A 24,842-nucleotide genomic window follows, 5' to 3' on the forward strand; every position below is an offset into this window, starting at 1 on the left:
CCGGATCGGTTGCGGGTTTCGGGATTGTCCACAGGGCCTCGAACCTGTGGATAGCGGGGTCATACTGCTGTCATCGGCAAATTTGTACAGTGACGCTGACACTTTCGCCATGTGTGCGCGTGCCTGATTAGGGGGTAGCCGGGCGCCTGCATTGTACCCAACATCCACAGGAACAAGGGCGCTCACTACAAATTGTTCCAGCGTATCATCGGAGGATGCCCCATGATTTCCGACGCAAGCGAAGCCGCCATCGATCAGATCGTAGCGAGTTGCAATGGCGACATCCGCGGCGCACTCAAGGCCCTGCTACGGGTAAACGAGCAACTCGAGGCGGAATTGGCGCAATTCTACGCGGCCGTAGGCCTCGACGGCATGGCCCGCGGCAGCAACGCGATACATTAACGCGGTACATGAGAGCCTTTTGGGTCGACGCGTTTTCCTGACGCGAAACGGCTGGAAAAACGCTCTAGTTGGATTTGTCCTCGTCACCCGGCGTCTTTGCGGGCGGTTCTTCCACCGCCGGGCACTGGCTGATGGCCGAACGGGCGAGCTTGGCGTCGTCGATCGACCTGTAGGGTCCGGATCCAAACCAGATATTTCAGCCGACCTGGGCGATGATGACGGGATTGCTGGTGACAATCTCGCATTTGGCGGTGGCACGGTTGCCGACCACCCAATAGCCGCTTTGCGCCAAAGCGCAGGTTCCGGTCGCAACGGTCATTGCGCTGGCCAGCGGCAATGATTTCATGGCTCGCTCCTGTCACGCAGTCAGCCGATAATACGCGTTAGCGACGCGCTGTTCCTGCCTGACATAAATCGTCAGGGATCAGGGTTAACCGCGAAACATCAGATATCGCGGCCTTCGACCTTTTCGGTGAGGGTCTTGACTAATTCCGGCACCTTTTCGAGATGCGGATTGACGGCCAGCGCCTTGCGAAACGCCTCAAGCGCGCGCCTTTCGTCGCCGAGGTCCTGCATGATCATGCCCAGGCCCGCCAGCGCGCCGAAATGCCGGGGCTCGCGAATCAGCACCTGCCGGATGTCCTCCAGCGAATGGGTGTAATCGTTCTTCAGGTAATGCAGCGTCGCCCGCCGGTTCCATGCCTCGACATAGTCGGGACGCAGCTTGATGACGGCATCGAGCAGTTTCAGCGCGACGTCGACCTTCTGCGCTTCCATCGCGGCCTTGGCGCGCAGCATCAACAGCGCAGCCGTGTCGCTCGGGGTCTGCAGCCACAGCGCCCAGATCCGCGCCTCGACATGCTTGGCGCTGGCTTCATCGGGGGCGGCCTTCAGCGCGCCGAACAGGAAATCCAGCCCGCGGGTGCGATCGGCCCCGACCTTTGGAAGCTTGCTCGGCGCTTCCGGCAATTTCTTCTGGGCTTTCGGCGGGGGAATGACCCTGGGGTCATCCTGGGCAAAAGCGGCCACCGGCACGGCTGTCATGACAGCGGCGAGGACCACGATCCGGCAGTTACGGGCACCCGGGAATCTTAAAATCATAGGCCAAGTCTAGACGCGCAAAATCGCGCCGCAAAGCGGTACGTCGTCAAAGACCTGTGAAACGAGGAAGAAAAAGCCGACTCAGCGCCCAAGGCTTTGCCGTGGCGGCTTACCCTTGGCGGCTTAGCCCTGGCGGGCCTTGAAGCGGCGCTGCACCTTGTTGATCACGTACACCCGGCCCTTGCGGCGGACGAGACGGTTGTTGCGGTGGCGACCACGCAGCGATTTCAACGAGTTACGGACCTTCATGGGACAATCCTGATGCTTTGAAAGGCCGTGTTGAAGGCCGAACCTGAGCTACCCGAAAGTGGCAAAATGGGATTTATCCCGAAAGCGGCCAACCGCCCGGGACGGGGCGGTTTCTAAGCCATGGCGGGACCGGATGTCAATCCGAATGGGCCCGTTTTCGGGCCCATCTGTCCCGTTCCGGCCCTAACGCCGGGTGGGTTGATACTTGTCCGTAGAACTCTTCGGAATCACTGGCAAAACAGATCGCGCGGGAATTCGACCAGGGCCTCGCCGGTGGCGACCTTTTCGCCGGCCTGGTTCTTCACCACCACGTCGATCAAAACCCAGCGGGATTTTTCAGTCGTCTGCTTGGCCTTGATGATCCCCGTGGGCTGGATGGTATCGCCGGGCCGGACCGGCTTGACCCACCGCGTCTCCAACCGCCGGTGGACCGCGCCGGCGGGGCAGGCCCAATCGGTGAGCATTCGGGAGATCAGCCCGAAATTGTTCATGCCGTGCATGATGATGCCGCCGAAATTGGTCTTGCCGAAATTGCCCTTCATGTAGTCGTCATCGAGATGCAGCGGGTTGTAGTCGAGCGAAGCATCACAGAACAGGCGGATCGATTCGCGTGAGACCGCGAATTTCGGGCCGTCGATGACGTCGCCGGCGGAGAGATTGTCGAACGTAGCAGTCATTGATCGCTCCCCTCTCACATCGGCCGAATCGTCCAGCCTCGGCCGGAACAGATTACATCGCCCTTCTGGTTGAAGAACACGTTGTCGTGCACCACGAACAGCCGCTCGCGCTTGATGAACTTGTCGAGGGCGCGGGCCTGCAAGGTGATGACGTCATTGGGCCGCGCCGGAATGTTGTAGCTCCAGGACTGCCCGGCATTGACGGTGCCGGGCGAGCGCATCCAGTCGTCGGCCGGCGTGCAGGAGAACATCAGGAGGATATGGATCGAGGGCGGCGCGATCAGCCCGCCATAGCGGGTGGTCCTGGCATAGGCCTCGTCGAAATAGATCGGGTGATCCTCGCCGACGGATTTGCAGTAGAGCTCGATGGCTTCCTTGGTCAGCGTGTAGGGAATGGTCTTGCGCGGCTCGCCCGGGACGATGTCGTCCCAGACCTTTCGCAAATTGGCGTCTTTCCAGAAATCGGTCTCGAAGGCCTCGGCCTGGGACATCTTGCGCTCCCTTATTTTCCGGCTTTTGTTTCTGCCGCCTTGCGGAATTCGTTATATAGTATAATCAATTTTCCAGACCCAAAAATCAAGCCGGCGGGAAACCCAGATGCCCAAGCTCAAACTGCCCGATATCGAGAAAGTCGTCGCGATCGACATCCACACCCACGCGGAAGAGCCCTGCGGCATGCACGGCGACGACGGCTACGACGATTTCCAGGAGCGCATGGCGGACTATTTCAAGTCGCCGCACAAGCATCCGCCGACCGTGCCGGAGACCGCGGCCTATTACCGCTCCAAGAACATCGCGGCCGTGATCTTCCCGGTCGACGCCGAGCGCGAGACCGGTTTCCGCCGTTACAACAATTACGAGATGCTGGAAGTCGCGTCCGATAATCTCGATGTCCTGATCCCCTTCGTCTCGATCGATCCGCACAAGGGCAAGCTTGGTGTGCGCGAGGCGAGGAAGCTGATGGAGCAATACGGCGTCCGCGGCTTCAAATTCCACCCGACCATGCAGGGCTTCTATGCCAACGACCGCATGGCCTATCCGCTGTACGAGGCGATCAATGACGGCGGCGCGATCGCGCTGTTCCACACCGGGCAGACCGGCGTCGGCTCGGGCATGCCCGGCGGCATGGGAATGCGCTTAAAATATTCCAACCCGATGTATATGGACGATGTGGCGGCGGATTTCCCCGACCTCAAGATCATCCTCGCGCATCCTTCCTTCCCCTGGCAGGAAGAGGCGCTGTCGGTCGCGACCCACAAGCCGAACGTCTATATCGACCTCTCCGGCTGGTCGCCGAAATATTTTCCGCCGATTCTGGTGCGCTACATCAACTCCATTTTGCAGGACAAGATGCTGTTCGGCTCGGACTGGCCGGTGATTACGCCGGACCGCTGGCTGGCGGATTTCGCCAAGCTCGACATCCGGGAGGAAATCAGGCCGAAGGTGCTGAAGGCCAACGCAAGGAAGATTTTGGGTATATAAAGCGACGTCCGTCTCGAGCTTTTGAGCTAGAGGCCATCGTGTTCGGTGCCGGCGGCACGCCCTGCGACATCCAGCCGATCGCCGCCGTCGCCGAGGATGCGCCATTGGCCCGAGTGGCGGGTTGGCAGCTCACGATGTATTTATTGCCGCCGACAACCCATCAACTGATTATCAGTGTGCGTTGTCGCACGGCGATCGATACGGTGCGCGTGCAGTCCGGATCGGCCACGCCCGCGGAGGATCATCGACATGCTCTCACGAAACACGATAGTTGCAGGAATATTGGTCGCGATGTCGTCGTCACAAGCGTTCGCCGACAGCGGCCTGGTCACGAAGCAGAGCAAACACACAGTTCAGGAAACCATCGAAAAGTTCGAAGCAGCCATCAAGTCGAAAACTCCAGGCGGATGGATGATCTTCGGCCGGATCGATCACGCCTCCGCGGCAAAGGAAGCCGGGTTGGAAATGCGGCCGCGAACGGTCGTCATCTTCGGTAATCCGAAGGCTGGAACGCCGCCGATGATGAAGGGCGCGACGCTCGCGATCGACCTCCCGATGAAAGCGCTGGTTTGGCAGGACGACCAGGACAAGGTCTGGCTGACTTATAACTCGAGCGAGTACGGTGCGAAGCAAATTTTTCCCCGTCACGGCCTCAATGTGCCAGATGACGCAGCCAAGATGCTTGAAAAATTCCTTGCAGATGCCAGCGACCAGGCCACGCAATGAGTATTGAGGTATCGGGCCTTGCCGCGGCTCATCCAAGAGCTGAAGGAAATTCGGCGAGGACACCGATCCTGATTGCCAGTGTGTACCGGAACCTGGCGTACTGACCGCGTTACCTTGCGCTGGTGCGGACCGTGCTGGCTCCGCCGCAGGCGGACGGCAGCTTGAGCGCGCTGACGCGCGCGGCACGTGCGTTGAGTCTGCCCACGGCAAATGCGTGCGCCCCGCCTTATCCCCGGCCCTCCGCCGGACACGCTGGATGTGGCGCTTGCATCGTGCCGGCTGCTCGTCGACATCCGATCGCTTGCATAACGGGTATCTGCGCCATCGTCCGGCGTGCTACACTCGAATAAACCCGTCCCCACATTTGAAGTGTGCTCATGACCATCAAAGCCGTTGTGTTCGACGCCTATGGCACGCTTTACGACGTCCAGTCGGTGGCTGACGTCACCGAGGACGCGTTTCCCGGCTACGGCGAAATCATCACCCAGGTCTGGCGCATCAAGCAGCTCGAATACACCTGGCTGCGCTCGCTGATGCGGCAATACCGGGATTTCTCCGAAGTGACGCGCGACTCGCTGGCCTACACGCTTGGTAGCCTCGGGCTGCAACATGACGACGACACTTTCGCGCGCATCATCGACAAATATCTGCATCTCGATCTCTATCCGGATGCGCTCGTGGCACTTTCGGCGATGAAGGACCGCAAGCTCGCGATCCTGTCCAACGGCAGTCCCGATATGCTGGACGCGCTGGTGCGCAACAGCGGGCTCGACCGCGTGCTCGATGCGGTGATCAGCGTGGACGCCAAAAAGATTTTCAAGCCCAGTCCCGAAGCCTACATGCTGATCGAGGAGGTGCTGCACGTGCCGCCCGCCGAGGTGCTGTTCATCTCAGCCAATCCCTGGGACGCCTGCGGCGCCAAGGCGTTCGGGCTCAACGTCGCCTGGATCGAGCGGGTGACGCCGGAAGCGATGGCGCTGGCCTGCCTCGAAAGCGAGACGCTGCCGCCATTGACGATGTTTTGGGCGTTGCGTACCCAGATGGATGAACTCGGCGTCGTGCCCGATCACCGCATCCACGGCCTCGCCGAGCTCCCCGCCCTGGTGTCTGCCCAAAGGTCCTGAAATGAGTCTTGAGTCCGTCCGCGCCTTCTTCGCCGAGAAGGCGTCCGATATCTCCGTGATCGAATCCAGCATGAGTTCCGCCACCGTCGCGCTGGCCGCCGAAGCTTACGGCGTCGAGCCGGCGCGGATCGCAAAGACGCTGAGCTTGCGCGTCGGCGACCGCGTGGTGCTGATCGTAGCCGCCGGCACGTCGCGGATGGACAACAAGAAGGTGAAGGCGCTGTTCGGGGGAAAGCCGAAGATGCTCGGCCTTGAGGAAGTCGCCGAAATCACCGGCCATGAAGTCGGCGGCGTCTGCCCGTTCGGATTGAAGACACCGCTGCCGGTCTATTGCGACGTGTCGCTGAAGGCGTTCGACGTCGTGGTGCCGGCAGCGGGCTCGACCCATAGCGCGGTGCGGATTACGCCCGCACGCATGGCCGAACTGACGGCGGCTGAATGGGTCGACGTCTGCGAACTCAGGGCCGAGCGCGAAGCTGTGACCTAATTGTCTTCCTCATAATAGGGCGGAGGCTGCATCGGCCGCGGCCGTACTGCCTGCGGCTGCCCCGGCTGCGGGGCACGGGCACGTGGCGCGTTTTGCTGCAGTCCGCGTGGCGCCGGCGGATGCTGCGCATCGGCCTGCGATTCGAAGACCGCGCGGCAATTGCTGGAGAGCTGCGGCGTGTTCTGCCGCAAGCAGGCCACGATCCGGCTGACATCCGGGATCTGGTCGCCGCAGAGCCGCCAGACGTCGGGCGTGCAGGCCATCTGCTGTTCCCAGGTTCCGCGGTATTCCTGCGACGACGCGGGAGCGATCACGCCTGTTCCGCCGATCGCGATAGCGAGGCCGAGGACAATCCGCTGCGTTTGCATGGATCAGGTCCTTTCTCTTCGATTTTCAAGTTGGCGCGGAACTCCGCGCGGCGGCGGCGTTCAGCCTGTCGAATGAATGCGGCCACGCCACGTTAGTGTGAACAAAAAAATGTGAAGCAGGTTCCCTACTCCACCTTGCCAATCTTCTTCACCGCCGCGACCAGCCGCGCGCTGTCTTCCGCGACGAACTTTGCAAATTCCGGCGCGTCCAGATAGGCGACCGGGCTGCCGGCGGTCTCGAAGGTCTTCACCACCTCCGGCGCCTTCGCCGCTTGCGCCATCGCTTCGCGCAGCCGTGTCATGATCGGCGCCGGCAAGGCTACTTGCGCGAACAATCCAGCCCAGATGTAGAACTCGACATCCTTGTAACCGAGTTCGCGAAAAGTCGGCAGGTCGGGGAAACTCTTGACGCGCTCGGCGCCCCAGTTGGCGAGCACGCGCATCTTGCCGTCATCGACCTGCTGCTTCAGCGTGCCCGGCGCTGACGCCATCGCCTGCACGGTGCCGCCCAACAGCGCGGCCAGCGCGGGGCCTGCGCCGCGGAACGGCACGTGCAGCAGCTTGATGCCGGCACTCGCCGCGAACATTTCCATCGCCACATGCAGCGTGCCGTACGGACCGGACGAGCCATATGGAATCTGCCCGGGACGTTTTTTGGCGTCGTCGACAAAATCCTGCAGCGTCTTCCACGGCGCCGAGGCCGGCACGGCGAGCAACGTGGGATCGGCGAGCACGCGCGCGATCGGCGCGAACTGCGAGACTTCGTACGCCACCGGCCGATCGAACAGCCGGTCGGCTTCCGGCAGCACGGCCAGCGAGGACAGCGTCATCAGCAGCGTGTGGCCATCGGGCTCGGCGCGCGCCGCCGCCGCATTGCCGACCGACCCGCCACCACCGCCGGCGCGGTTGTCGACGATCACGGGCTTGCCGAGGATCCGCTCCAGCGCCTGCGCGATCGGTCGCGCCGCCAGATCGGCCTGGCCGCCGGGCGGAAACGGCACGATCATGGTGACGTTGCGCGAGGGGTAAGGGGCTTGCGCGAAGGCGGCGTTGGAGAGCGCGGCTTGTGCCAGCGGCAGAGCAGCGGCGGCCTTCAGGAGTTCGCGGCGGTTCATGGTGGTTTCTCCCCGGTGATTTTGTTTTGGTTATTGGTGCAGCCTAGCCTCAAATAGTAGGGTGGGCAAAGCGCAGCGTGCCCACCATCCTTCGGGCCTTCGTGCTCATTGTGTGCGTTCAACGAATTTCAGACCGTTCGTATCAGCGGTGGGCACGCTTCGCTTTGCCCACCCTACGAAGTCTTTCCTCGCTTCTTCGCCTTCGCAAAATGCTTGGCCAGGAAATCCGCCAGCACTTCGACGCGCGCAGGCCGCGGGCCGCCGGGCGGGGTTACCAGATGCACCGCGCCTTCCGGCTGGTGCCAGCCTTTCAGGATCACTTCGACTTCACCCGACGCAATCGCGTCGCCGACGATGAAGTCCGGCAGGTCGGCGATGCCGAGGCCTGCGATAACCGACGGCAACAGTGCCTCGCCATTGTTGACGCGGAGCTGGCCCGCGGGCCGGACGCTGGCCTGCTCGCCTGATGCGTTGGTGTAGTGCCAGACGCCGGGTGTGGAGAGATAGGCGTAGCCGAAGCATTTATGCTCAGCGAGATGCATCGGATGCGTTGGCCTGCTGTGGCGCTTCAAGTATGACGGCGCCGCCACTGTGTAGCGCGGCATCGCGCAGAGCCGCCGCGCGATCAGGGAAGAATCCGGCAGTCGCGCGATGCGCAGGCCGGCATCGAACCCCTCGCCGATCAGATCTACCGTTGCGTCGCTCAGATGAAGATCGATCGAGACTTCCGGGAAGGCTGCGAGAAATTCCGGCAAGATCGGCGCCACGGCTTTGACCCCGAACGTCATCGGCACCGCGAGCCGCACCAGCCCGCGCGGCGCCATCGATTGCGACAACGCCTCGTTCTCGGCGTCCTCGCCATCGGCGAGCAGGCGTGCCGCGCGCTCGGCCAGCTTTTGCCCGGCATCGGTCAGCGCCAGCCGCCGCGAGGTGCGGTTGAACAGCCGCGCGCCGAGCCGCTGCTCGAGCCGGCTGACCGCCTTGGACACCGTGGCCTTGGACAGCGCCAGTTCGGTGGCGGCCGACGCAAACGACCGTAACTCCACGACTTTTGCGAAAATCGCGAGCGCTTCGAAATCCGGGAGCTTTGACATTCGGATCGTCTCCAATGCTCATTTTTGGAAACAATGAGTTTCAATAGTTTCTATTTCTATACCACGCCGGGCGGCATATCCAATGGCCATCAGAATTCAAGCAACGGAGAAATCCCATGACCAAGAAGCTCTCAGGCAAGGTAGCCCTCGTCACCGGCGGTTCGCGCGGCATCGGCGCGGCTTCTGCCCGCGCCCTCGCCGCAGAAGGCGCAAACGTTGCGATCAGCTACGTGGCATCCCCCGACAAGGCAGAAGCCGTCGTCGCCGAACTAAAGGCCAAGGGCGTCAACGCCCGCGCCTACAAGGCCGACCAGGCCTCCTCCGTCGATGTCGACCAACTGGTGAAGAACGTCGCCAAGGATTTCGGCCGGCTCGACATCCTCGTCAACAATGCCGGTGTTGCCGTTGGCGGCGCGGTCGACGATCCCAACGCCGACACAGCGGCATTGGCCCGGCAGAGCGCCGTGAATGTCGATGGCGTCATCACCGCGATCCGCGCGGCGGCGAAGCTGATGGGCAAAGGCGGCCGCATCGTCACGATCGGCTCCGATATCGCGACCCGCACCTCGTTCCCCGGCCTCGCCGATTACGCCGCCACCAAGGCTGCCGTCGTCGGCTACACCAAGGGCGCAGCGCGCGACCTCGGTCCCCGCGGCATCACGGTCAACGTGCTGCAGCCGGGCTCGATCGACACCGACATGAACCCGGATGACGACCGCGACTTCGCCGACCTCCAGCGCAAGCAGCACGCGCTGCAGCGTTTTGGCAAGCCGGAAGAAATCGCCGCCGGCGTGCTGTTCCTCGCGAGTCCCGAAGCCTCGTTCGTGACCGGCACAGTGCTCAACGTCGACGGCGGCTTCGGCGCGTAACTCAAATCCAGCGAGGCCGGGCGCATGCCGCCCGGCCTCCTAATTCAAAAAACTTTCAACGAAGGAATATCCCATGATCGAACTCAGACCATTTGCAAAACTCGGCAGCGCCGACCACGGCTGGCTGAAGGCAAAACATCACTTCTCGTTCGGCAGCCACTACGACCCTGATAATATGGGCCACGGCTCCTTGCGGGTGTGGAACGATGACGAGATCGCGCCGAACACCGGCTTTCCCGCCCATCCCCACGCCAACATGGAAATCATCACCTATGTCCGCGAAGGCGCGATCACGCACCAGGACTCGCTCGGCAACAAGGGCCGCACTGAAGCCGGCGACGTGCAGGTGATGAGCGCCGGAAGCGGCATTCGTCATTCCGAATACAACCTGGAACCTTCGAAGACGAAGATCTTCCAGATCTGGATCGAGCCGACGACGCCGGGGCGGCCAGCCGACCTGGGGCGCAAAACCGTTTCCGAAGTCGGATCGCTCCGGCAAGCTCGTCACCATCGCCAGCGGCATTGAAGGCGACAAGGACGCGCTGCCGATCCGGGCCGATGCGCGGGTGCTCGCCACCACGCTGAAGGCCGGCGAGAGTGCGGAATACGAACCGCACAAGGCGCGTCACCTCTATCTGGTGCCGGCGGCCGGCAGCGTCGAAGTCAACGGCGTGCGCGTCAATGCTCGTGACGGCGCCGCGATCCGCAACGAGGCGAAGCTGACGATTACCGCGCTGGAAGATTCCGAACTGGTGCTGGTCGACGCGGCTTAGCGCTGCTCGTCATGCCCGGGCTTGACCCGGGCATCCATCCTCTTCGGAAGAGTCCTTGTGAAGATTGATGGATTGCCGGGTCAAGCCCGGCAACGACACCTCAATAATCAACACGTCCCCCGTACAACCCAAAGGAAAGCCATCATGGCCAAAGTACTCGTGCTCTATTATTCCGCCTACGGTCACATCGAGGCGATGGCGAATGCCGTAGCCGAAGGCGCGCGCAAGGCCGGCGCCACCGTCGACATCAAGCGCGTGCCGGAGCTGGTGCCCGAAGCGGTCGCCAAGGCGTCGTATTACAAGCTCGATCAGGCTGCCCCCATAGCCAAGATCGAGGATCTCGCCAATTACGACGCGATCGTTATCGGCACCGGCACGCGCTTTGGCCGGATGGCGTCGCAGATGGCGAACTTCCTCGACCAGGCCGGCGGCCTCTGGGCCAAGGGCGCACTGCACGGCAAGGTCGGCGGCGCCTTTACTTCAACGGCGACCCAGCACGGCGGACAGGAAACCACACTGTTCTCGATCATCGCCAATCTGCTGCACTTCGGCATGACCATCGTCGGCCTGAACTATGGATTTGCCGGCCAGATGAAGCTCGACGAAGTCACCGGCGGCGCGCCCTATGGCGCCACCACGATCACCGGCGGCGACGGCAGCCGCCAGCCGAGCGAAAACGAACTCGCCGGCGCGCGTTATCAAGGACGCGTGATCGCGGAGACCGCCAGCAAACTGCATGGCTGATGCGACGTGGGCGGCATTCTCATTCGGGAATGCCGCCCTATCTCGTCCCCTATGGGACGACTGAAACAATGATGGTCGAATTTCTCTTTATCGCTCAACTGGCGCGCCGGCCGCTGCAGGCCATGGCGCGACGCTGGTGGTGCAGTAGCCTCTACCGCGCCTCGCGCGGACAGCGGCGCTGCCCGGAATGCACGAAATCGTGAGCCGCCGGTTTTAAGGCCCCGCGGATTCGTGCTACGCGTTCCGGGGCAGGCACGCACAAGGTTCTGGCATGAGCAGTAGTTCGCAGACCCCGTGGCCGGAACTGCCGATCGCGGCGTGGCGCGACACCTGTGCGACGCTGCAGCTCTGGACTCAGATCGTCGGCAAGATCCGGCTGACCAAATCGCCCTGGCTCAATCATTCCTGGCATGTGACGCTCTACGTCACGGCGCGCGGATTGACGACGTCCCCGATGCCCGACGGCGCGCGAACGTTCCAGATCGATTTCGATTTCATCGACCATCGCTTGCGCATCTCGACCAGCGACGGCACGCAGCGGCACCTTGCGCTGCCGGATCACTCCGTCGCCAGCTTCTACGCCGCCGTCATGGCGGCGCTTGCCGAACTCGGCATTGCCGTTGCGATCGACGAGATGCCGAACGAATTGCCCGATCCGATAAAATTCTCCGAAGACACCGCGCACGCCTCCTACGATCCCGATGCCGTCGGGCGCTTCCTGCAAATCCTCGTCAACTGCGACCGCGTCTTCAAGCAATTCCGCACCGGCTTTCTCGGCAAGGCAAGCCCGGTGCATTTCTTCTGGGGCAGTTTCGATCTCGCGGTGACGCGCTTCTCGGGCCGTCGCGCGCCGCGCCATCCCGGCGGCGTGCCGCATTTGCCCGATGCGGTCGCCCACGAAGCCTATTCGCATGAAGTGAGCAGCGCCGGCTTCTGGCCAGGCGGCGGCGCGATCGATTATCCCGCGTTCTATTCCTATGCCTATCCCGAGCCATCAGGCTTCCGCGCGGCGAAGGCGCGGCCGGACGCGGCGTTCTTCAGCGAAGCGCTCGGCGAATTCATTCTGCCCTACGACGCGGTGCGAACGGCGGCCGATCCTGACAAGGCGCTGCTCGATTTCCTGCAAAGCACCTATCAGGCCGCAGCGATCGCAGCGAAGTGGGATCGCGACGCGCTGGAATGCGATCCGGGCAAGCCGGGCGTGGTGCGGCAGGTTTGATGCTGCGCAGGGTGGGCAAAGCGCAGCGTGCCCACCATCTTCGGCTTGCGGAAAACATGGTGGGCACGGCGCAAACGCGCCTTTGCCCACCCTGTACGGATCCGTCACCTAGTGCCGCGATTCCGGCTTCACAATGGTCTGGCGAACCTGGGCGCCGCAGTCGGCGCACTCATAGGTGAAGTCGATCTTCGCCATGCTCCAATGCGGCTCGACGTCACGCACATACATCGGAATTCCGACGCAGCTCGGACAGATGACAAAGGCGGGTTCGGTATCGTCGTGATGATGGATATAGGCTGGCATGTCGGCTCTCCCCAAGAAGACACCCAAGAAGGCATTCACCAGTAATCCCTGACCCGAAGCGAATCATACGCCTCTGGCGTGCAGGCGATCATGAACTCTCGCGAACACAGGCAGAACGTCCACATAATCCTGATATGTGTGGCATATTTGCACAACCGTGGCCGCGCTGTTCCAGCGCGTCAATTCTCTTCGCGTGACAGCGGCTTACCGCGCGCGCGTCTCAGCCAGGCGTCGAGCCGCGGATAGTTACGCACTGCGCGCACCATATGGTCGCGCTGTGCGGAGGGCCATCCGCGCCAGCTCAAGGCGGCGCTAATGTCGATCAAGGACAGGGGCGTCACGCCGAAGCGGCGCTTGTAGGCGTAATTGCCGACGGAGAAGTCGAACTCGCGCACGCCGTCCTTGTGAAGGGCAGCCATGGTGCGCTCGATGATCAGCCGGCCCGGCGAACAGTTCGACCATTTCTCGCCGGCGTTGCTGATGCGGACCATCACGTAGCGTGAGCCGGTCCTGATGCCGACCAACGTCGCCACGATCTCGTCGCCGGCGGCCGTGAGCACCGAGACCAGCGCATAACCATTGCCGACACCATCGCGCACCAGGTTGCGGTAGAACTCCGCGCAGGTCTCGTCATCGAGGACGTAGTTCCGCCCGAGGCTCTTCATCCGCGCGCCTTGCTGAACCTCGGTGGTCGCGAGAATCCGCAGCGCTTCACTGGTATCGGTGACGATCGCAAAGGAAGCGGCGGGATCGCGCGTGAAGACGCGCCAGCTCCGTTGCAGCTCTGTGCGCACGGCTTTTTGCAGCGTGTAGCGCCAGGCGTCGTAATCCTCGCCGGTGGTGACGAGATTGCCGTTGAGCAAGCACGGACCGCCGGTATCGAGCAAGGCGAGCGGATTGGGCCTGCCATCGAGATCGATGGGCACCTTGCGAAGGCGGATGAGATCGGCCGCCTCAGGCATGCGGCGCAGCGCCGACAGCAGGCTGCGCCACAGCGCGCGCATCGCTTTGGCATCACGCGGCGCGGCGCTGCCCAAGATCGGCGCGTTGTAGTCGGTCAGATTGAGATCGGCGAATTCGACCGTTGTGATCTTGTCTTGTCGGCGGCGGATCAGCGGCAGCAGCATCGCCGGCTCATGGGTCGATGCATCGGTGACAACAGCGATCAAAGGCGCCACGCCCTCGGTACCGTCGAAAGCGGCGTACCACGCGTCATACCACTGCGGATGCTGGAACGGCGTCGACGGGCTGATGTCGTGCCAGCGCGCGAGGGCCTGTTGCCAGTTGCGCAGCAATTCGACGCGGAATCCGGCCGCACGGCTTTTCGGCCGCGCCGCCAATTGCCCCGCACTGGTCGTCAGCACCGTCATCGGCGTTGCGATCTATGCCGCCTTCGGCAGATCGACGATCTTGCCGGGCTCAGTGGCGTCGAGGCGGAAATCGATCGCGCGACGGGCCTTGCGCTCGCGCTTGACCCACTTGCCGTCGCGCACGAGTTTTTGCAGCACCTTCTTGGCGAAGAACGACGGCCCGCGCAGATTGCTGGTCTTCGGCGTATAGCCGAAGCGATGACGCAGCAAGCCGTTGGCGAGATGGACGATCTGGGCGCGGCGGATCTCGTCGTTGCCGTAGGATACCGTCATGGAGATATTGACGGTGCCGAGATTCTCGACGCGGTGCGGCGCGTTCAGCGGCCAGTTCAGCATCTGACCGGGTTCGAGATCAAACACCTGCGCATGGGCGTCGTACCAGGGCGCGTAAGGCAGGTCGACCTCGACGTCGAACAGTGCGATGTCCTCGAGGTGTTGCGGCTTGATGAAGGGCGCGGTGTTTGGATAGACATAGACCCGCTTGCGACCGGCGATCTGGATCAGCCCCTGCCCCGGCAGATCGGCATGATAATAGACCTGCGCGTCCGGCGAGGAGATCAGAATGCCGGCCTGGTGGTTCGGAACCACGAACCCCGGAACCTTGGCCGCGATCTCCTCGAACATCCGGTCGACCAGCTTGCGGTAACGGCTATCGACCGCGCCGACATCGCGCATGTTGAGCCAGAGCCCGCCCCGGGAAATCGCTTCGATGACCTGCCGGCCGGAGAGGTTGCCGATATCGCCCTCGCGCCACACGCGGCTGGATCCCCTGGCGCCCGTCTTGACCAGACTGTAATGCTCGCGCGGATAGCTCTCGATCAGCTGCGCGAGTTCGTCCATCGAGAACGCCGGCGACTTGTGCATCTCGTGTTCGAGCCGGATCGGCTGGTGGCTCCAAAGCTCGGAATGGGTCTCATCCCATCTGCTGAAGATCTTGCCCGTCATCGCCGCGCTCCTGCTGACTTCCGTTGCCTGCGCCGTATTCCGGCTGTCCCGAAATCGCGCCCTGCCGCCATTGCCGTCACCGCCCGATGTCCCGTAATGAGACGGCCGGACGCTCTTCATGGTCGAATTGGCAAGAACGGTGCCGGACGGACGCTGCCGCTTACCGGAAGCTAATGTCTGGGATGTATGGCTAACGCCGACCGCTCCTGGAAACCCGCCGCACGATGACTGGAGAAACCCGATATCGGGCGCTGTTTCTCGGCGCAGGGCCGCAGATGCATTGCGGCGTCGGCCAGTTCACCCGCCTGTTGCAGGAGACGATCGAAAAGCTCGAGCCCGGCACGAGCGCGACATTAACGCTAACGCGCAGTGAAGGCTCGCTTGCCGAGATCTGGCGCGCGGTCGGCGCGACGCAAAGCGTGGTCTGCAACTTCCCGATCGTGGCCTGGAAGCGCGTGATGTTCACGCCGCTTCTGGCAATGGCGATTGCCCGGCTGCGCCGGCGCAAGGTCGTCCTGATCCAGCACGAATGGACCGGGCTGCATTGGCTGCGCCGGATCACCTACATGCCGGCGCTACTGCTTGCCGACACCATCGTCATGTTCTCGCCGCTGGTACAGCGCGAACTGGCCAGTGATCCCCTGCTCGGCTGGACCGCCAGAAAGAGCGTGCTGGCGCCGCTGCCGCCGAACATCGAAGTCCCTGTGGGAATTGAAGATTCGAAATTGCGGCACCGCCTCATCGCCGCGAAGCGCGACGGACGGCTGCTGATTGGTCACTTTGGATCGATCTATCCGGGCAAGCAGCCCAATGCGCTGCTCGAGATCGGCGCGATCCTGAAGCAGCGCGGGCTCAAGCCGCTGATCGTCTACATCGGCTCCTTCATTCGCGGCGTCGACAAGGTCGAGCAGGAGTTTCATGCTCGCGCCAGAGAACTTGGCCTCGCCGACGATGTGATCGTCTCCGGCTTCGTCGCCTCCGATCACAAGGTGTTCGGCCTGTTCAGCGAGATCGACGCATTCTGCTATCCGCTCGATGAGGGGCTCACGGCGCGACGCTCCAGCATTCTCACCTGCGTGCAGTCCGGCCGTCCACTGATCGTCGCAGGTCCCGCGCTGCCGGAGGAATTCGACCACCATCCGCGCTTCAAGGAATTGATCGCGCGTGGCGCCATCGTGCTGGTCGCGCGCGGCGCTGATAACGAGACCTATGCCGACCGGATCGCCTCGGTGGTCAAACGGCCGCCGGTACACTGGCCGTTCGATTTCGACGGCTGGTGGAAGGATATCGCCGAAGCGGTGCGGGCGCAGCTCTGAACCTCAGGCTTTCGCCCGGAACCGCGCGAGATAGTGCAGGCCGAATACCGCCAACAGGAACGTGAACCACGAGGGCTCGGAACGGTCGAGGAAGAAGCTTTCCATCGCCGACAGATAGAGCCCGAACAGCCAGATCCGCAGCAGCATCATGGCGAGCGGACCGTTGTTGCCGCCCTCATCCGCCCGCTGAAAATTCCTTAAAGGAAGGATCACCAGCACCAGGATGAGCAAGGCGAGCCCGGGCAGGCCCGTGCCCAGCGCAGTGTCGAGATAGCCATTGTGGCTGTGCGCGGCAAAGCCAGCCCACTCCTTGCCTTCCGGCAGATTTTGAATGGCGCTGCTGCCCCAGAAGGACGCAAAGCCATAGCCGGTGAGCAGCCGCGCATGGAGCGACTGCAATGCAAACGCCCAGATGTCGGTGCGGCCGGTAAATGTCGAATCGAACGGCAGCAACCTGGAAATCCCGGCGAGGCCCTCAGACATCACCGCGCCGATGCTAAGCAGGTTCAGCAATACCAGCGGCGTGAGCAAGACGATCGCGCGAAGCCAGAGCGCGCGGATGAAATGGATTGTCGACGTCAGCAGCAGCACCACAAAGCACAGGGTCAGCGAGCTCTTTCCGGCCGAATACAGCAGAAACAGCGAGGCGAGCGCGATGATGGCGGCACCGGATAGCCACAGGCCGGAGCGGAGGACGTAGACGCCGAGAAACAGCACCACCACCATGATGGACGCGGCCTGGTTCTTGTGGCCGAACGCGCCGCGCCAGTTGCCGGCGAGGCCAGGCTCCTGCGGATCGGTCGCCAGGTGAATCGAAAGATCGGGGGCCAGCAATATTCCGAGATAGCAGATCGCCAGCAATGCGAGCGCCGCGATCGTGAACCAGTGCATCAATTCCTGCTGCGACTTCGGCAGCAGCATCAGCGCGGCGGTCACCGCGACGACGCAGATTGTCAGGGAAAGGCGCTTGATCGACGTTGTCGGATCGAGCGACAACACGACGGTCACCATTAGCCAGGCGCCGAACAGGACAAACGCCGGCGACAACAGCGTCGCCAGGCCCCGCGCGTCGTTTCGCAATGCCAATGCAACGGTCAGCACGCTCAGGGCGCCGAACACCGCATAGGTCGCCAGCTCGTTTCCGGTGCCGACGTCGCCGATCTGCAGATCGCCGAGACTGACGAATGGATGCAGCGATATCCAGCCCAGCAGCAGCGTTCCAATGAATGTCGCGCCGCGGACGATGTCCATCACCTGCTGCCGCTCTATCCCGGCGGCCAGGCTGCGGATTTCGGATGCGTCGACGAGCTCACTCATGAGACGATCTTCGAGGCCTTGTAGGGCTGCGGTTCGAGGCCGAACGCCGCCAGCGCGCTGCCGATCGCCACCGTCACGGGATGCATGGCAATGGTCCGCTCACGCTCGGTCAGGATGGCGCACACGGCATAAACAAGCGAAAGCGGCAAGGCCGCCAGCAATTTGGCGGTCAACTTCGCCCGCAGCCAGATCGTAGGCGTCGCCTTGCGCTGAACGTGATAATTGATTGCGCCGATCCGCAGGCCGCGCGTCACCAGCCATCTCAGGCTGGTGCGGCTTTGCGGCACGGTCTCGCTGATCACGGCTTCAGCCACCCAGTGAAAGCGCAAACCGAGCCTCATGCAGCGGTAGAAGAAATCGGTATCGCCGCCACCCAGAAAATTGAAACGAAGGTCGAATGCCGGCATGCCGAGCCGCGTGAACACCGAACGCCGGATCAGGCAATTGCCGCAGCCATAGATCACCGGCACCGGGCCTGAGGCCTCATAGGCCGGCGCAAAAGCCGGGTGGCGCTGCAACCCGCGCTTCCGTTCGTCCTCGAATTCGGGGAATACCGGTCCGCCGACGATGTCGGCGCCGGTCGCACCGGCAGTCCTGACCATCTGCTCCAGCCAGTCCGGCGACGCGATTTCGTCATCGTCGATCATCAGGAAACTGGTTGCCGCCGGGAACATCTGCAGCGCCGTCTCGAAGGCGGCGTTGATCGCATGGCAATTGCCCTGCCGCGGCTCGATCACGCACACGCCTGCGAATTTCCCCGATGCGAGGTACTCGGCCGCAACCGGAACGCTCTCGCTCTTCGAGGCATCGTTCTCCACCATGACGACGGCGAAGCGACGGTGGGTGCGCTGCGCGGCAAGCGACTCCAGCGTCCGGCGCAGGTACTGCGGCCGGCGGAAACAGGGGATGCAGACGACGGTTTCGGTTGCGGGATCGAGCGCCGGCGAAGCCGCCACCAGCGCGCGCAAAGCCCTGACCGACGGATCAAGCCCGTCCATCTGGAGATCGCTGGTCGAAGGCTGTGCCATGACGTTCACGTCGTTCACGAATCTGTCTCATCGTCCCGAAACGGGATGGCCGGCGTAATCGCGGGACAGTACCGTCTCGATAAAGACGTTCGTTCCGGGGTTGATCCGGCCGTTCCGAACGTAACGCGGGCAGCGGTGCAATATTCGGTCCGATGCCGAAACGTGAAGCAGCGAACTTCGACGACGGTTAATGGACGGGGTTAATCCGCGCTGAACGAACGCTCGCCGCAAATCAGCGACTAAACAACTTTCGGAATAGCCGCTGCGAATTTGGAAACTGGCCGTTGTCGATCTGGGTAGGCCACGCACCGTTGACGTCGAAGTAGGCGGCGTAGGCAATGCTGCCTTCGTTCTTCATGAACCAGTCGTGCATCTGCTGAATGAAGAACGGGTTGTCGCCGGCATTACCCACGCCCCATTCAGGGTAGCTCATCGGCTTGCCGTGCTTGCGCGCAAAATCGCGGTGCCATTCCAGGCCGAATGGCGCCTTGACGTAGAAGGTGTTCCAGCGCTCCTCGGGCGTGCCCGCCTGCTTGAAATCGTAGACGTCGAGACCGATGTAATCGACGACGTCATCGCCGGGATAGCTCGCGTCCGCCGCCATCTCCTGCGGCCCCCACCCCGGACACCAGTCGAACTTGAAGCCGGTGGAGTGACGCCTGAAGATTTCCACGACGCGGCGGAACGCCTTGATGTAATCGGCTTCATGGCCTTTGGCGAACCACGCCATTTCAGCCAGATTCATCTCCCAGCCGAGCCGAATGACCGCCTGCGGATGCGCTTCCGAAATCGCCCGGGCGGCAGCCTCGAATTCGGCATCGTGAAGCCCATCGGCCACGTCGGCGAGAGGCGTCCCCTTCATCGTCAGCGGGATCGACCAGACCACATTGCGCGCGGGATTGAGCTTCTTCCATATGCCCGGAACCCAGCTCAATTTGGAAGAGTCCTCCCAGGTCGTCCCGCCATAGAAGTCGACGCCGAGCACCGAGGACGGCTTCTGCTTCAGCCATTTTTCCCACGCCTGTAGCGTATGCTCGCGACCTATCGGACCCCAATTGACGAAGGCCCCCGCGAATTTCGACGGGGTGGAAACAGTGCGCGAGGCGGCGTTGCTGTCGACATGAGCCAAAAGCAGCACGGTCAGCACAAAGGCCGCCAGAAACAGCACCAGCCGCTTCACGCTGTGCCCCTTGCGCCGCCTCGGATCAGTTCGAAACATCGGCTGTCCTTGCGTGCTCTCTGGCAAAGGCGGCCGACAGCAAGACGCCGTCGCGACAGTGAGCGCTCGCCGTAGCAAAAGGATACAGGCCGGACAGGGTGGCTGTATCAAAAAGAACAGGAGGCTCACAGCCCGCTTCTTGCGAAAAGGGTTTTCGTCGAAAATCCAACATCGGCAATCCATTCGTCGACGCGATCGACGATTCAGGTCAGCGGCTTTGCAATATCGAGTCCAGTACGGGCACGCGCACGAATGGCGCGTTCGCCATGGTTACCGCAATGCTGGAGCGGCCTCGGCCTGTCGCAAATGTGGACGCCGTGGGACGGGGCGGATGTACCGGAAATTGCCGGCCTCGTGGGGCCGCGGCGCTCCAGCCGTGAGATACGCGGGAAAACCGGCAGATTAACCACGCCGCCGCGCGACATGGTGCGTTGCGCCGGTTCGGCACCGATCTTGCTCAATGGGTACCGCGGGAGAATTGAGCCTGACAAACGGCGGCCTCCGGCAGATTGATTGAGATGAATTGCAACGTGTCGTTAACCCTCACCCCATTGCCGAAGCGAAGTTCCGCGCTTCATAGGCCGAAAGCATAATGCTCAGCCAAACCTTCCATTACTCGGTCGCGAGCGTCGTATCGGCCGCGATCGGCTTGCTGAGCGCGGTCGTGTTCACGCGGCTGCTCTCGCCAGAAGCGTATGGAGTCTACGTCGTCGGTCTGAGCACGGCGGGCATCGTTTCGGCGCTGCTGTTCACCTGGGTTCGCGTCTCTGCTCTTCGCTTTCAGTCGGAAGGCGGCGTGGTCGACGTCAGGAAGACCATTTTCGTCGCCTATCTCATTTCCGCCCTCGCCGCGCCGATCGCACTCCTTGTTGCCACACTGACGACGTCGGTATCGCTGGAACGAAATCTCGCAGCGATCTTTTTCGCGCTGGGGCTCGGCCTGTTTGAGCTCGGACAGGAGCTGCTGAAGGCGCGGCTGCAATCCTTCGCGTTCATGTCGGCGTCGATCATTCGCGCCTGCCTGGCGTTCACGCTGTGCCTGGCCGCGGCGCTATTGGGCGGCGGCGGACTGTGCCAGCTCGCGATGGTGACCATCACCTACTTCGTCACGACCATGCTATTTGCCAGCACGATCCTGCGATCCCCCGTCGCCGGACCGAAGATTTCCGAATTGCGGACGTTCGCAGGCTTCGGCATTCCGATCACGCTGTCGGGCATCGTTTTTGCGCTCCACGCCGCGCTCGACCGGATGCTGGTGTTTCACTTCATGGGCGACCATGCGGCCGGCCAGTACGGCGCGTCGGCCGATCTCGTCCGGCAGATCATCCTGATTCCGGCGGTGAGCATCGCATCCGCGACGATCCCGCTGGCGGTACGCGCCTATGCCACCGGCGGCGCCGCCGAGGCGCGGCCGCATCTGGAATTCAGCCTCGAAATTCTGCTGGCCGCCGTCCTTCCGGCCGTCGCCGGCGTAGCGCTGACGAGCAGCTACATCGCCGGCGTGATCCTTGGCAGCGAGTTCAGGGAGACCGCAGCGCAGATCATGCCGATCCTGGCCTTTGCCTGGCTGTTTCAGTCGATTTCCCAATCCTACATTCACGCGAGCTTTCATCTCGCCAAGACGCCGCTCATGATGACGACGCAAAGCATCGCGATGCTGACCGCGAACCTGCTGGTCATGCCGGTCCTGCTTGCCAAATTTGGCCTGGCCGGCGCGGCGGCTAGCCTCGTCATCGTGGAAGCCTTCGGCGCAGGCTTCGGCTGGTATCTCACGCGGAAAGCCTTTCCGCTCCCCTTCAACGCATTCCAGGTCATGCGGATTGTCGCGGCGACGGCGATCATGGCGCTGGTGCTGACGTTCGCAAAACCGCTGCTTCCGATCGGCATCGTCTCGTTTGGCGTGCTGGCCGCAACCGGCTGCGTCGTCTACGTCGCCGCAGCCTTTGCATTCGACATCGCCGGCTTGCGCAAGGCCGTGATCGCCTATGCCGCGCGGCGCAGTCTCCCGGCCCCGTCCATCGCCGCCCCGTCCACCGGACTACCCAGCATGTCGACAAGAGAACCATGATGCGGCTCGCCAGCAAAAATTCGGTCGTTGCAGCCGACAGTCGACATGTCATCTGTCGAACCAATTCAGCGTCGCTGTCGGACTTCACCGACAAGCGGCGCGAGGCGACGCGTCCGTCCGCGTTTCGGAGCGAGAATTTCGAGCGCGACTTCGACAGCAATACGCTGTTCTACGACGCGGTGCAGGTCAGCAAATCAAAGGTTGCGCTGTTTGCGCCGCCATTCTTCAACCTCGCGCGCGACGTCGCGACGACAACGTTCATCAGCGGCGCGGGGACCCGCAAGGCGCGGACAAGGCGCCTCGACCGCCACGCCCAATTGTGGCTGGACATCCCCGAGCATGCCGGCCCGATCCAGGCATTGGGCGAACTGGGGAGTTTTGCATTCCCGGTGTCGCCGAACGAGTCGGAGATGTTCCGGGATCGCCGCGTCATCTTCACGATGTCGAAGGACAATCCGATCGAATGGATCCTCGACTGGGTGCGGTTCAACCGGGACAGTCACGGCGCGGATGCCGTCCTCATCTATGACAACGGCTCCAGCGCCTACGACAGCGCCACGCTGAGCGCCGCGCTCCGTTCAGTCGAAGGCATCCGATGCTCGGTCGTGATGGAGTGGCCTTTCAAATACGGTCCGCAGGGCGCGAACAGCTGGGACCACTGGGATTCCGATTTCTGCCAACTGGGAGCCTGGGAGCACGCAAGATGGCGCTTCCTGCAGAATGCCCGGAGCGCGATGAACTCCGACATCGACGAGCTGGTGCTGTCGAAGTCGGGAAAATCGGTGTTTGAGGCCGCCGAGCAATCCTGGACCGGGCTTGTCCGATATCGCGGGCGATGGATCATCGGCATCGATGACGGCATCCGCGACAACATGCACAAGGCTCCGCATCGGCACGCCGACTTCTCGATTCTGATGCCGCCGAAATATCAGTTCTCAAGGCTCGTGATGCGGCGCGACGCAAACGAGTGCCTGCCGAAATGGACGGTGGTTCCCGCCCGGTGCCCCACGCATGCGCAATGGCACGTCCATTCGATCTTCTCCTGGTGGGCGTCTTATTTCTGCACCAGGGATTTTTCGTTTCGGCACTTCCGCGAGATCGGCAGCAACTGGAAATACCAGCGCACCAACCGTGTGCCGTTCGATCCGTCGATTCACAGGGAAGACCGCGCCTTGATGGACGCTTTTAAGCGCGTCGATTGGGACAACTAGAATGAACAAGGCAACCCCCGCGTCAGAATGGATGAAGCCGATGCCCAAGGCAGTCACGATCGACCACACTCAGGCGGCTGAGCCCGTGCAGCATCCGCAGGCGCTGCTCGAGCTGGCACATGGCGAAGCGCGGCAGAGCCTCTTGACCGTTCACGGCATTCTCGAAGCGAGACTGCCTGAGGGCGAACTCTCGATCTACGAAGCCGGCGGCGGCTCGACCAGCTTCCTGCCGCTCAAGGTGCTGCATCGCGCCCACGTCACTGTGGTCGACATCGACGAGGATCAGATCCGCAACAACGACTATGCGCAAAAGGCGATCCTCGGCGACATCCAGACCCATCGCTTCAGGCCCAACAGCTTCGATCTCGTGATCTGCTACAACGTGATCGAACACGTGCCCGATGTCGAAGCAGCCCTGCTGCGCTTCTACGAGTCGCTGAAGCCGAACGGCATGATCCTGATCGGCGCGCCCAATCCGCGGTCGCTGTCCGGCGTCGTTACCAAATATTCGCCGCACTGGTTCCATGTCTGGTTCTACCGTCACGTCCGCGGCGACAAGAAAGCCGGCTTGCCCGGCCACGCGCCGTTCCCGACGCTGTTCCATCCGCTGGTCACGCTCACGAACCTTGAAGCGTTCGCCGAGCAGCACGGCCTGCAGATGATCTATCGCAAACAGTATGAGAGCCCGCGCTATCCCGAGATGCGACTGCGCATGCCCGCGTTCGCTGCGCTCGTCGATGCCGTCGCGCGCGCGATGAACTTCTTGCTGCCTGGCCGCACCGACGTGCGGCACGGCGACTACCACGTGATCCTGCGAAAGCGTTGAGACCATGAACGCGATGTTGTCAGAGGCAAGAGCGAAGGTCGGCCACCGGCTGGCGATGCATCTGCGCGTCGACCTGTTCCGGCTGCGCAACAGCACGCCGATGGTCAGCTTCACCTTCGACGATCTGCCAAAGAGCGCGGTGACGACCGGTGCGCAGATGCTCGAAGCGCATGGCGCGCGCGGGACGTTCTATGTCTCGGGCAGCCTGGTCGGCGTCGACGCGCCGGACTGGGTGGCGGGCGAGGCCGACGACGTGGTCTCGCTTCACCGCAGGGGTCACGAGATCGGCTGCCACACGTTCTCGCATCAGCGCGCCTGCGACCTCAACGAAGCGGCGATGCGGCAGGAAATCACGCGCAACAACGCTTACCTTCGCGCGCTCGATCCTTCGATACAGGTCGACAGTTTCGCCTATCCGTTCGGATACGGTTCCTACGCCCGCAAGTATCAGCTCAGGAAGGAATTCCAGACCTGCCGCAGCATCGTGCAGGGCGTCAACGGCGGCAGCGTCGACTTGCAGTTCCTGCGCGCCATACCGCTGATCAATCGCGAGATGGATTTCGACGGGATCGACCGCGCGTTCGACGAAGCCCAAACCAATAATGGATGGTTAATTTTCTACGGCCACGACGTCACCGACCGGCCGAGCCCCTATGGCTGTTCGCCCGCTTTGCTCGCCCATGCGCTCCGCGCGGCAGCGAAGCGGAAGATTCCGGCCCTGACCATGGCGGAGGCGATGCGATGCGCCCGCGCTTAAACGCTTTGTTTGCCAATTCGGGGAATAGTCCCTTGGTGAGTATGGTTAATTT

The 24,842-nt window shown here is 62.6% G+C and carries 26 protein-coding genes and 2 pseudogenes; 14 read left to right on the forward strand and 14 right to left on the reverse strand.

Translation table 11 applies throughout. The features are described 5' to 3' along the window. Window positions 1-222 precede the first annotated feature (222 nt). Window positions 223-402 carry a hypothetical protein gene (locus tag V1286_RS28730; RefSeq protein ID WP_108519921.1) on the forward strand — a complete coding sequence of 60 codons (180 nt, stop codon included), beginning with the start codon at window positions 223-225 and terminating at the stop codon, window positions 400-402. Between the two features lie 64 nt (window positions 403-466). Here V1286_RS28730 and V1286_RS28735 read toward each other — a convergent pair. The 5 genes and pseudogenes from V1286_RS28735 to V1286_RS28755 all read right to left on the reverse strand — a co-directional run bounded on the left by V1286_RS28735 (window position 467) and on the right by V1286_RS28755 (window position 2,920). After that, window positions 467-748, reverse strand: a pseudogene (locus V1286_RS28735) (hypothetical protein). A gap of 98 nt (window positions 749-846) precedes the next feature. Then, complete coding sequence (locus tag V1286_RS28740; RefSeq protein ID WP_417021287.1) at window positions 847-1,446, reverse strand: tetratricopeptide repeat protein; 600 nt, start codon at window positions 1,444-1,446, stop codon at window positions 847-849. A gap of 180 nt (window positions 1,447-1,626) precedes the next feature. Then, window positions 1,627-1,752, reverse strand: coding sequence for a type B 50S ribosomal protein L36 (ykgO, locus tag V1286_RS28745; protein ID WP_002718645.1), 126 nt, complete (start codon window positions 1,750-1,752; stop codon window positions 1,627-1,629). Window positions 1,753-1,979: 227 nt separating this feature from the next. After that, window positions 1,980-2,429, reverse strand: a complete 450-nt coding sequence (locus V1286_RS28750; RefSeq protein WP_108519918.1) for a MaoC family dehydratase — start codon at window positions 2,427-2,429, stop codon at window positions 1,980-1,982. Window positions 2,430-2,443: 14 nt separating this feature from the next. After that, window positions 2,444-2,920 carry a MaoC family dehydratase gene (locus V1286_RS28755; RefSeq protein WP_334485332.1) on the reverse strand — a complete coding sequence of 159 codons (477 nt, stop codon included), beginning with the start codon at window positions 2,918-2,920 and terminating at the stop codon, window positions 2,444-2,446. Between the two features lie 106 nt (window positions 2,921-3,026). Here V1286_RS28755 and V1286_RS28760 point away from each other — a divergent pair, with 106 nt between their 5' ends. The 4 genes from V1286_RS28760 (at window position 3,027) to V1286_RS28775 (ending at window position 6,248) form a co-directional block, all read left to right on the forward strand. Then, window positions 3,027-3,911: an amidohydrolase family protein gene (locus V1286_RS28760; protein WP_334485334.1), complete on the forward strand. Its 885-nt coding sequence runs from the start codon at window positions 3,027-3,029 to the stop codon at window positions 3,909-3,911. A 249-nt stretch (window positions 3,912-4,160) separates the two neighbouring features. Further along, window positions 4,161-4,637 (forward strand): DUF302 domain-containing protein, encoded by a 477-nt coding sequence (locus V1286_RS28765; protein ID WP_334485336.1) that lies wholly within the window; start codon window positions 4,161-4,163, stop codon window positions 4,635-4,637. A gap of 377 nt (window positions 4,638-5,014) precedes the next feature. Then, the gene (locus V1286_RS28770) at window positions 5,015-5,761 is read left to right on the forward strand and encodes a haloacid dehalogenase type II (protein ID WP_334485338.1); all 747 of its coding nucleotides are present in this window, start codon (window positions 5,015-5,017) and stop codon (window positions 5,759-5,761) included. Between the two features lies 1 nt (window position 5,762). After that, window positions 5,763-6,248, forward strand: a complete 486-nt coding sequence (locus V1286_RS28775; protein ID WP_334485340.1) for a YbaK/EbsC family protein — start codon at window positions 5,763-5,765, stop codon at window positions 6,246-6,248. Here V1286_RS28775 and V1286_RS28780 read toward each other — a convergent pair. The 3 genes from V1286_RS28780 to V1286_RS28790 all read right to left on the reverse strand — a co-directional run bounded on the left by V1286_RS28780 (window position 6,245) and on the right by V1286_RS28790 (window position 8,825). Beyond that, the gene (locus tag V1286_RS28780) at window positions 6,245-6,616 is read right to left on the reverse strand and encodes a hypothetical protein (protein WP_334485342.1); all 372 of its coding nucleotides are present in this window, start codon (window positions 6,614-6,616) and stop codon (window positions 6,245-6,247) included. The two genes, V1286_RS28775 and V1286_RS28780, sit on opposite strands and share 4 nt — an antisense overlap. A gap of 125 nt (window positions 6,617-6,741) precedes the next feature. Beyond that, on the reverse strand, window positions 6,742-7,731 hold the full coding sequence (locus tag V1286_RS28785) for a tripartite tricarboxylate transporter substrate binding protein (RefSeq protein ID WP_334485344.1): 990 nt from the start codon (window positions 7,729-7,731) through the stop codon (window positions 6,742-6,744). A 173-nt stretch (window positions 7,732-7,904) separates the two neighbouring features. Continuing rightward, window positions 7,905-8,825 carry a LysR family transcriptional regulator gene (locus V1286_RS28790; protein WP_334485346.1) on the reverse strand — a complete coding sequence of 307 codons (921 nt, stop codon included), beginning with the start codon at window positions 8,823-8,825 and terminating at the stop codon, window positions 7,905-7,907. 116 nt (window positions 8,826-8,941) lie between these two features. Here V1286_RS28790 and V1286_RS28795 point away from each other — a divergent pair, with 116 nt between their 5' ends. From V1286_RS28795 to V1286_RS28810, 4 genes and pseudogenes are all read left to right on the forward strand, one after another. After that, window positions 8,942-9,694 carry an SDR family NAD(P)-dependent oxidoreductase gene (locus V1286_RS28795; protein ID WP_334485348.1) on the forward strand — a complete coding sequence of 251 codons (753 nt, stop codon included), beginning with the start codon at window positions 8,942-8,944 and terminating at the stop codon, window positions 9,692-9,694. A 73-nt stretch (window positions 9,695-9,767) separates the two neighbouring features. After that, window positions 9,768-10,467 (forward strand): annotated as a pseudogene (locus V1286_RS28800) (pirin family protein). A gap of 144 nt (window positions 10,468-10,611) precedes the next feature. Next, window positions 10,612-11,211 carry an NAD(P)H:quinone oxidoreductase gene (gene wrbA, locus V1286_RS28805; protein ID WP_334485350.1) on the forward strand — a complete coding sequence of 200 codons (600 nt, stop codon included), beginning with the start codon at window positions 10,612-10,614 and terminating at the stop codon, window positions 11,209-11,211. A 271-nt stretch (window positions 11,212-11,482) separates the two neighbouring features. After that, window positions 11,483-12,430 (forward strand): DUF5996 family protein, encoded by a 948-nt coding sequence (locus tag V1286_RS28810; protein WP_334485352.1) that lies wholly within the window; start codon window positions 11,483-11,485, stop codon window positions 12,428-12,430. Window positions 12,431-12,538: 108 nt separating this feature from the next. On the opposite strand, the gene V1286_RS28815 is transcribed toward V1286_RS28810, so the two are convergent. The 3 genes from V1286_RS28815 to V1286_RS28825 all read right to left on the reverse strand — a co-directional run bounded on the left by V1286_RS28815 (window position 12,539) and on the right by V1286_RS28825 (window position 15,048). Beyond that, window positions 12,539-12,733 (reverse strand): hypothetical protein, encoded by a 195-nt coding sequence (locus V1286_RS28815; RefSeq protein ID WP_334485354.1) that lies wholly within the window; start codon window positions 12,731-12,733, stop codon window positions 12,539-12,541. Window positions 12,734-12,912: 179 nt separating this feature from the next. Beyond that, a complete protein-coding gene (locus tag V1286_RS28820; RefSeq protein WP_334485356.1) occupies window positions 12,913-14,103 on the reverse strand; it encodes a GNAT family N-acetyltransferase in 1,191 nt (396 codons plus the stop codon). Window positions 14,104-14,115: 12 nt separating this feature from the next. Further along, the gene (locus tag V1286_RS28825; RefSeq protein ID WP_334485358.1) at window positions 14,116-15,048 is read right to left on the reverse strand and encodes a cupin-like domain-containing protein; all 933 of its coding nucleotides are present in this window, start codon (window positions 15,046-15,048) and stop codon (window positions 14,116-14,118) included. 224 nt (window positions 15,049-15,272) lie between these two features. Between V1286_RS28825 and V1286_RS28830 the strand changes: the two genes are divergently transcribed. Beyond that, complete coding sequence (locus tag V1286_RS28830; protein WP_334485360.1) at window positions 15,273-16,364, forward strand: glycosyltransferase family protein; 1,092 nt, start codon at window positions 15,273-15,275, stop codon at window positions 16,362-16,364. 3 nt (window positions 16,365-16,367) lie between these two features. Here the strand turns inward: V1286_RS28830 and V1286_RS28835 are convergent, their stop codons facing one another. The 3 genes from V1286_RS28835 to V1286_RS28845 all read right to left on the reverse strand — a co-directional run bounded on the left by V1286_RS28835 (window position 16,368) and on the right by V1286_RS28845 (window position 19,928). Then, a complete protein-coding gene (locus V1286_RS28835) occupies window positions 16,368-17,681 on the reverse strand; it encodes an O-antigen ligase family protein (protein ID WP_334485362.1) in 1,314 nt (437 codons plus the stop codon). After that, a complete protein-coding gene (locus V1286_RS28840; protein WP_334489975.1) occupies window positions 17,678-18,679 on the reverse strand; it encodes a glycosyltransferase family 2 protein in 1,002 nt (333 codons plus the stop codon). Before V1286_RS28840 ends, V1286_RS28835 begins: the two co-directional genes overlap by 4 nt. 262 nt (window positions 18,680-18,941) lie before the next feature. After that, window positions 18,942-19,928, reverse strand: a complete 987-nt coding sequence (locus tag V1286_RS28845; protein ID WP_334485364.1) for a glycoside hydrolase family 26 protein — start codon at window positions 19,926-19,928, stop codon at window positions 18,942-18,944. A gap of 592 nt (window positions 19,929-20,520) precedes the next feature. Here V1286_RS28845 and V1286_RS28850 point away from each other — a divergent pair. Genes V1286_RS28850 through V1286_RS28865 form a run of 4 tightly spaced genes read left to right on the forward strand, consistent with a single transcriptional unit; the run spans window position 20,521 to window position 24,790 of the window. Next, the gene (locus V1286_RS28850) at window positions 20,521-21,996 is read left to right on the forward strand and encodes an oligosaccharide flippase family protein (protein ID WP_334485366.1); all 1,476 of its coding nucleotides are present in this window, start codon (window positions 20,521-20,523) and stop codon (window positions 21,994-21,996) included. Beyond that, a complete protein-coding gene (locus tag V1286_RS28855; protein ID WP_334485368.1) occupies window positions 21,996-23,207 on the forward strand; it encodes a hypothetical protein in 1,212 nt (403 codons plus the stop codon). Before V1286_RS28850 ends, V1286_RS28855 begins: the two co-directional genes overlap by 1 nt. 1 nt (window position 23,208) lies before the next feature. Then, on the forward strand, window positions 23,209-24,033 hold the full coding sequence (locus tag V1286_RS28860) for a class I SAM-dependent methyltransferase (RefSeq protein ID WP_334485370.1): 825 nt from the start codon (window positions 23,209-23,211) through the stop codon (window positions 24,031-24,033). 4 nt (window positions 24,034-24,037) lie between these two features. Beyond that, window positions 24,038-24,790: a polysaccharide deacetylase family protein gene (locus V1286_RS28865; RefSeq protein WP_334485372.1), complete on the forward strand. Its 753-nt coding sequence runs from the start codon at window positions 24,038-24,040 to the stop codon at window positions 24,788-24,790. Window positions 24,791-24,842: the final 52 nt, after the last annotated feature.

This window comes from Bradyrhizobium algeriense (assembly GCF_036924595.1).
Lineage (GTDB): Bacteria > Pseudomonadota > Alphaproteobacteria > Rhizobiales > Xanthobacteraceae > Bradyrhizobium > Bradyrhizobium algeriense.

Bases quoted from the DNA above. Each gene is read 5' to 3' on its own strand.
- V1286_RS28810 (WP_334485352.1), top strand. From the start codon at position 11,483: ATGAGCAGTAGTTCGCAGACCCCGTGGCCGGAACTGCCGATCGCGGCG.
- V1286_RS28785 (WP_334485344.1), bottom strand. From the start codon at position 7,731: ATGAACCGCCGCGAACTCCTGAAGGCCGCCGCTGCTCTGCCGCTGGCA.
- V1286_RS28760 (WP_334485334.1), top strand. From the start codon at position 3,027: ATGCCCAAGCTCAAACTGCCCGATATCGAGAAAGTCGTCGCGATCGAC.
- V1286_RS28770 (WP_334485338.1), top strand. From the start codon at position 5,015: ATGACCATCAAAGCCGTTGTGTTCGACGCCTATGGCACGCTTTACGAC.
- V1286_RS28850 (WP_334485366.1), top strand. From the start codon at position 20,521: ATGCTCAGCCAAACCTTCCATTACTCGGTCGCGAGCGTCGTATCGGCC.
- V1286_RS28830 (WP_334485360.1), top strand. From the start codon at position 15,273: ATGACTGGAGAAACCCGATATCGGGCGCTGTTTCTCGGCGCAGGGCCG.
- V1286_RS28835 (WP_334485362.1), bottom strand. From the start codon at position 17,681: ATGAGTGAGCTCGTCGACGCATCCGAAATCCGCAGCCTGGCCGCCGGG.
- V1286_RS28815 (WP_334485354.1), bottom strand. From the start codon at position 12,733: ATGCCAGCCTATATCCATCATCACGACGATACCGAACCCGCCTTTGTC.
- ykgO (WP_002718645.1), bottom strand. From the start codon at position 1,752: ATGAAGGTCCGTAACTCGTTGAAATCGCTGCGTGGTCGCCACCGCAAC.
- V1286_RS28755 (WP_334485332.1), bottom strand. From the start codon at position 2,920: ATGTCCCAGGCCGAGGCCTTCGAGACCGATTTCTGGAAAGACGCCAAT.
- V1286_RS28790 (WP_334485346.1), bottom strand. From the start codon at position 8,825: ATGTCAAAGCTCCCGGATTTCGAAGCGCTCGCGATTTTCGCAAAAGTC.
- V1286_RS28730 (WP_108519921.1), top strand. From the start codon at position 223: ATGATTTCCGACGCAAGCGAAGCCGCCATCGATCAGATCGTAGCGAGT.
- V1286_RS28775 (WP_334485340.1), top strand. From the start codon at position 5,763: ATGAGTCTTGAGTCCGTCCGCGCCTTCTTCGCCGAGAAGGCGTCCGAT.
- V1286_RS28865 (WP_334485372.1), top strand. From the start codon at position 24,038: ATGAACGCGATGTTGTCAGAGGCAAGAGCGAAGGTCGGCCACCGGCTG.
- V1286_RS28820 (WP_334485356.1), bottom strand. From the start codon at position 14,103: ATGACGGTGCTGACGACCAGTGCGGGGCAATTGGCGGCGCGGCCGAAA.
- V1286_RS28860 (WP_334485370.1), top strand. From the start codon at position 23,209: ATGAACAAGGCAACCCCCGCGTCAGAATGGATGAAGCCGATGCCCAAG.
- V1286_RS28765 (WP_334485336.1), top strand. From the start codon at position 4,161: ATGCTCTCACGAAACACGATAGTTGCAGGAATATTGGTCGCGATGTCG.
- V1286_RS28825 (WP_334485358.1), bottom strand. From the start codon at position 15,048: ATGACGGGCAAGATCTTCAGCAGATGGGATGAGACCCATTCCGAGCTT.
- wrbA (WP_334485350.1), top strand. From the start codon at position 10,612: ATGGCCAAAGTACTCGTGCTCTATTATTCCGCCTACGGTCACATCGAG.
- V1286_RS28855 (WP_334485368.1), top strand. From the start codon at position 21,996: ATGCGGCTCGCCAGCAAAAATTCGGTCGTTGCAGCCGACAGTCGACAT.
- V1286_RS28740 (WP_417021287.1), bottom strand. From the start codon at position 1,446: ATGACAGCCGTGCCGGTGGCCGCTTTTGCCCAGGATGACCCCAGGGTC.
- V1286_RS28795 (WP_334485348.1), top strand. From the start codon at position 8,942: ATGACCAAGAAGCTCTCAGGCAAGGTAGCCCTCGTCACCGGCGGTTCG.
- V1286_RS28845 (WP_334485364.1), bottom strand. From the start codon at position 19,928: ATGTTTCGAACTGATCCGAGGCGGCGCAAGGGGCACAGCGTGAAGCGG.
- V1286_RS28780 (WP_334485342.1), bottom strand. From the start codon at position 6,616: ATGCAAACGCAGCGGATTGTCCTCGGCCTCGCTATCGCGATCGGCGGA.
- V1286_RS28750 (WP_108519918.1), bottom strand. From the start codon at position 2,429: ATGACTGCTACGTTCGACAATCTCTCCGCCGGCGACGTCATCGACGGC.
- V1286_RS28840 (WP_334489975.1), bottom strand. From the start codon at position 18,679: ATGGACGGGCTTGATCCGTCGGTCAGGGCTTTGCGCGCGCTGGTGGCG.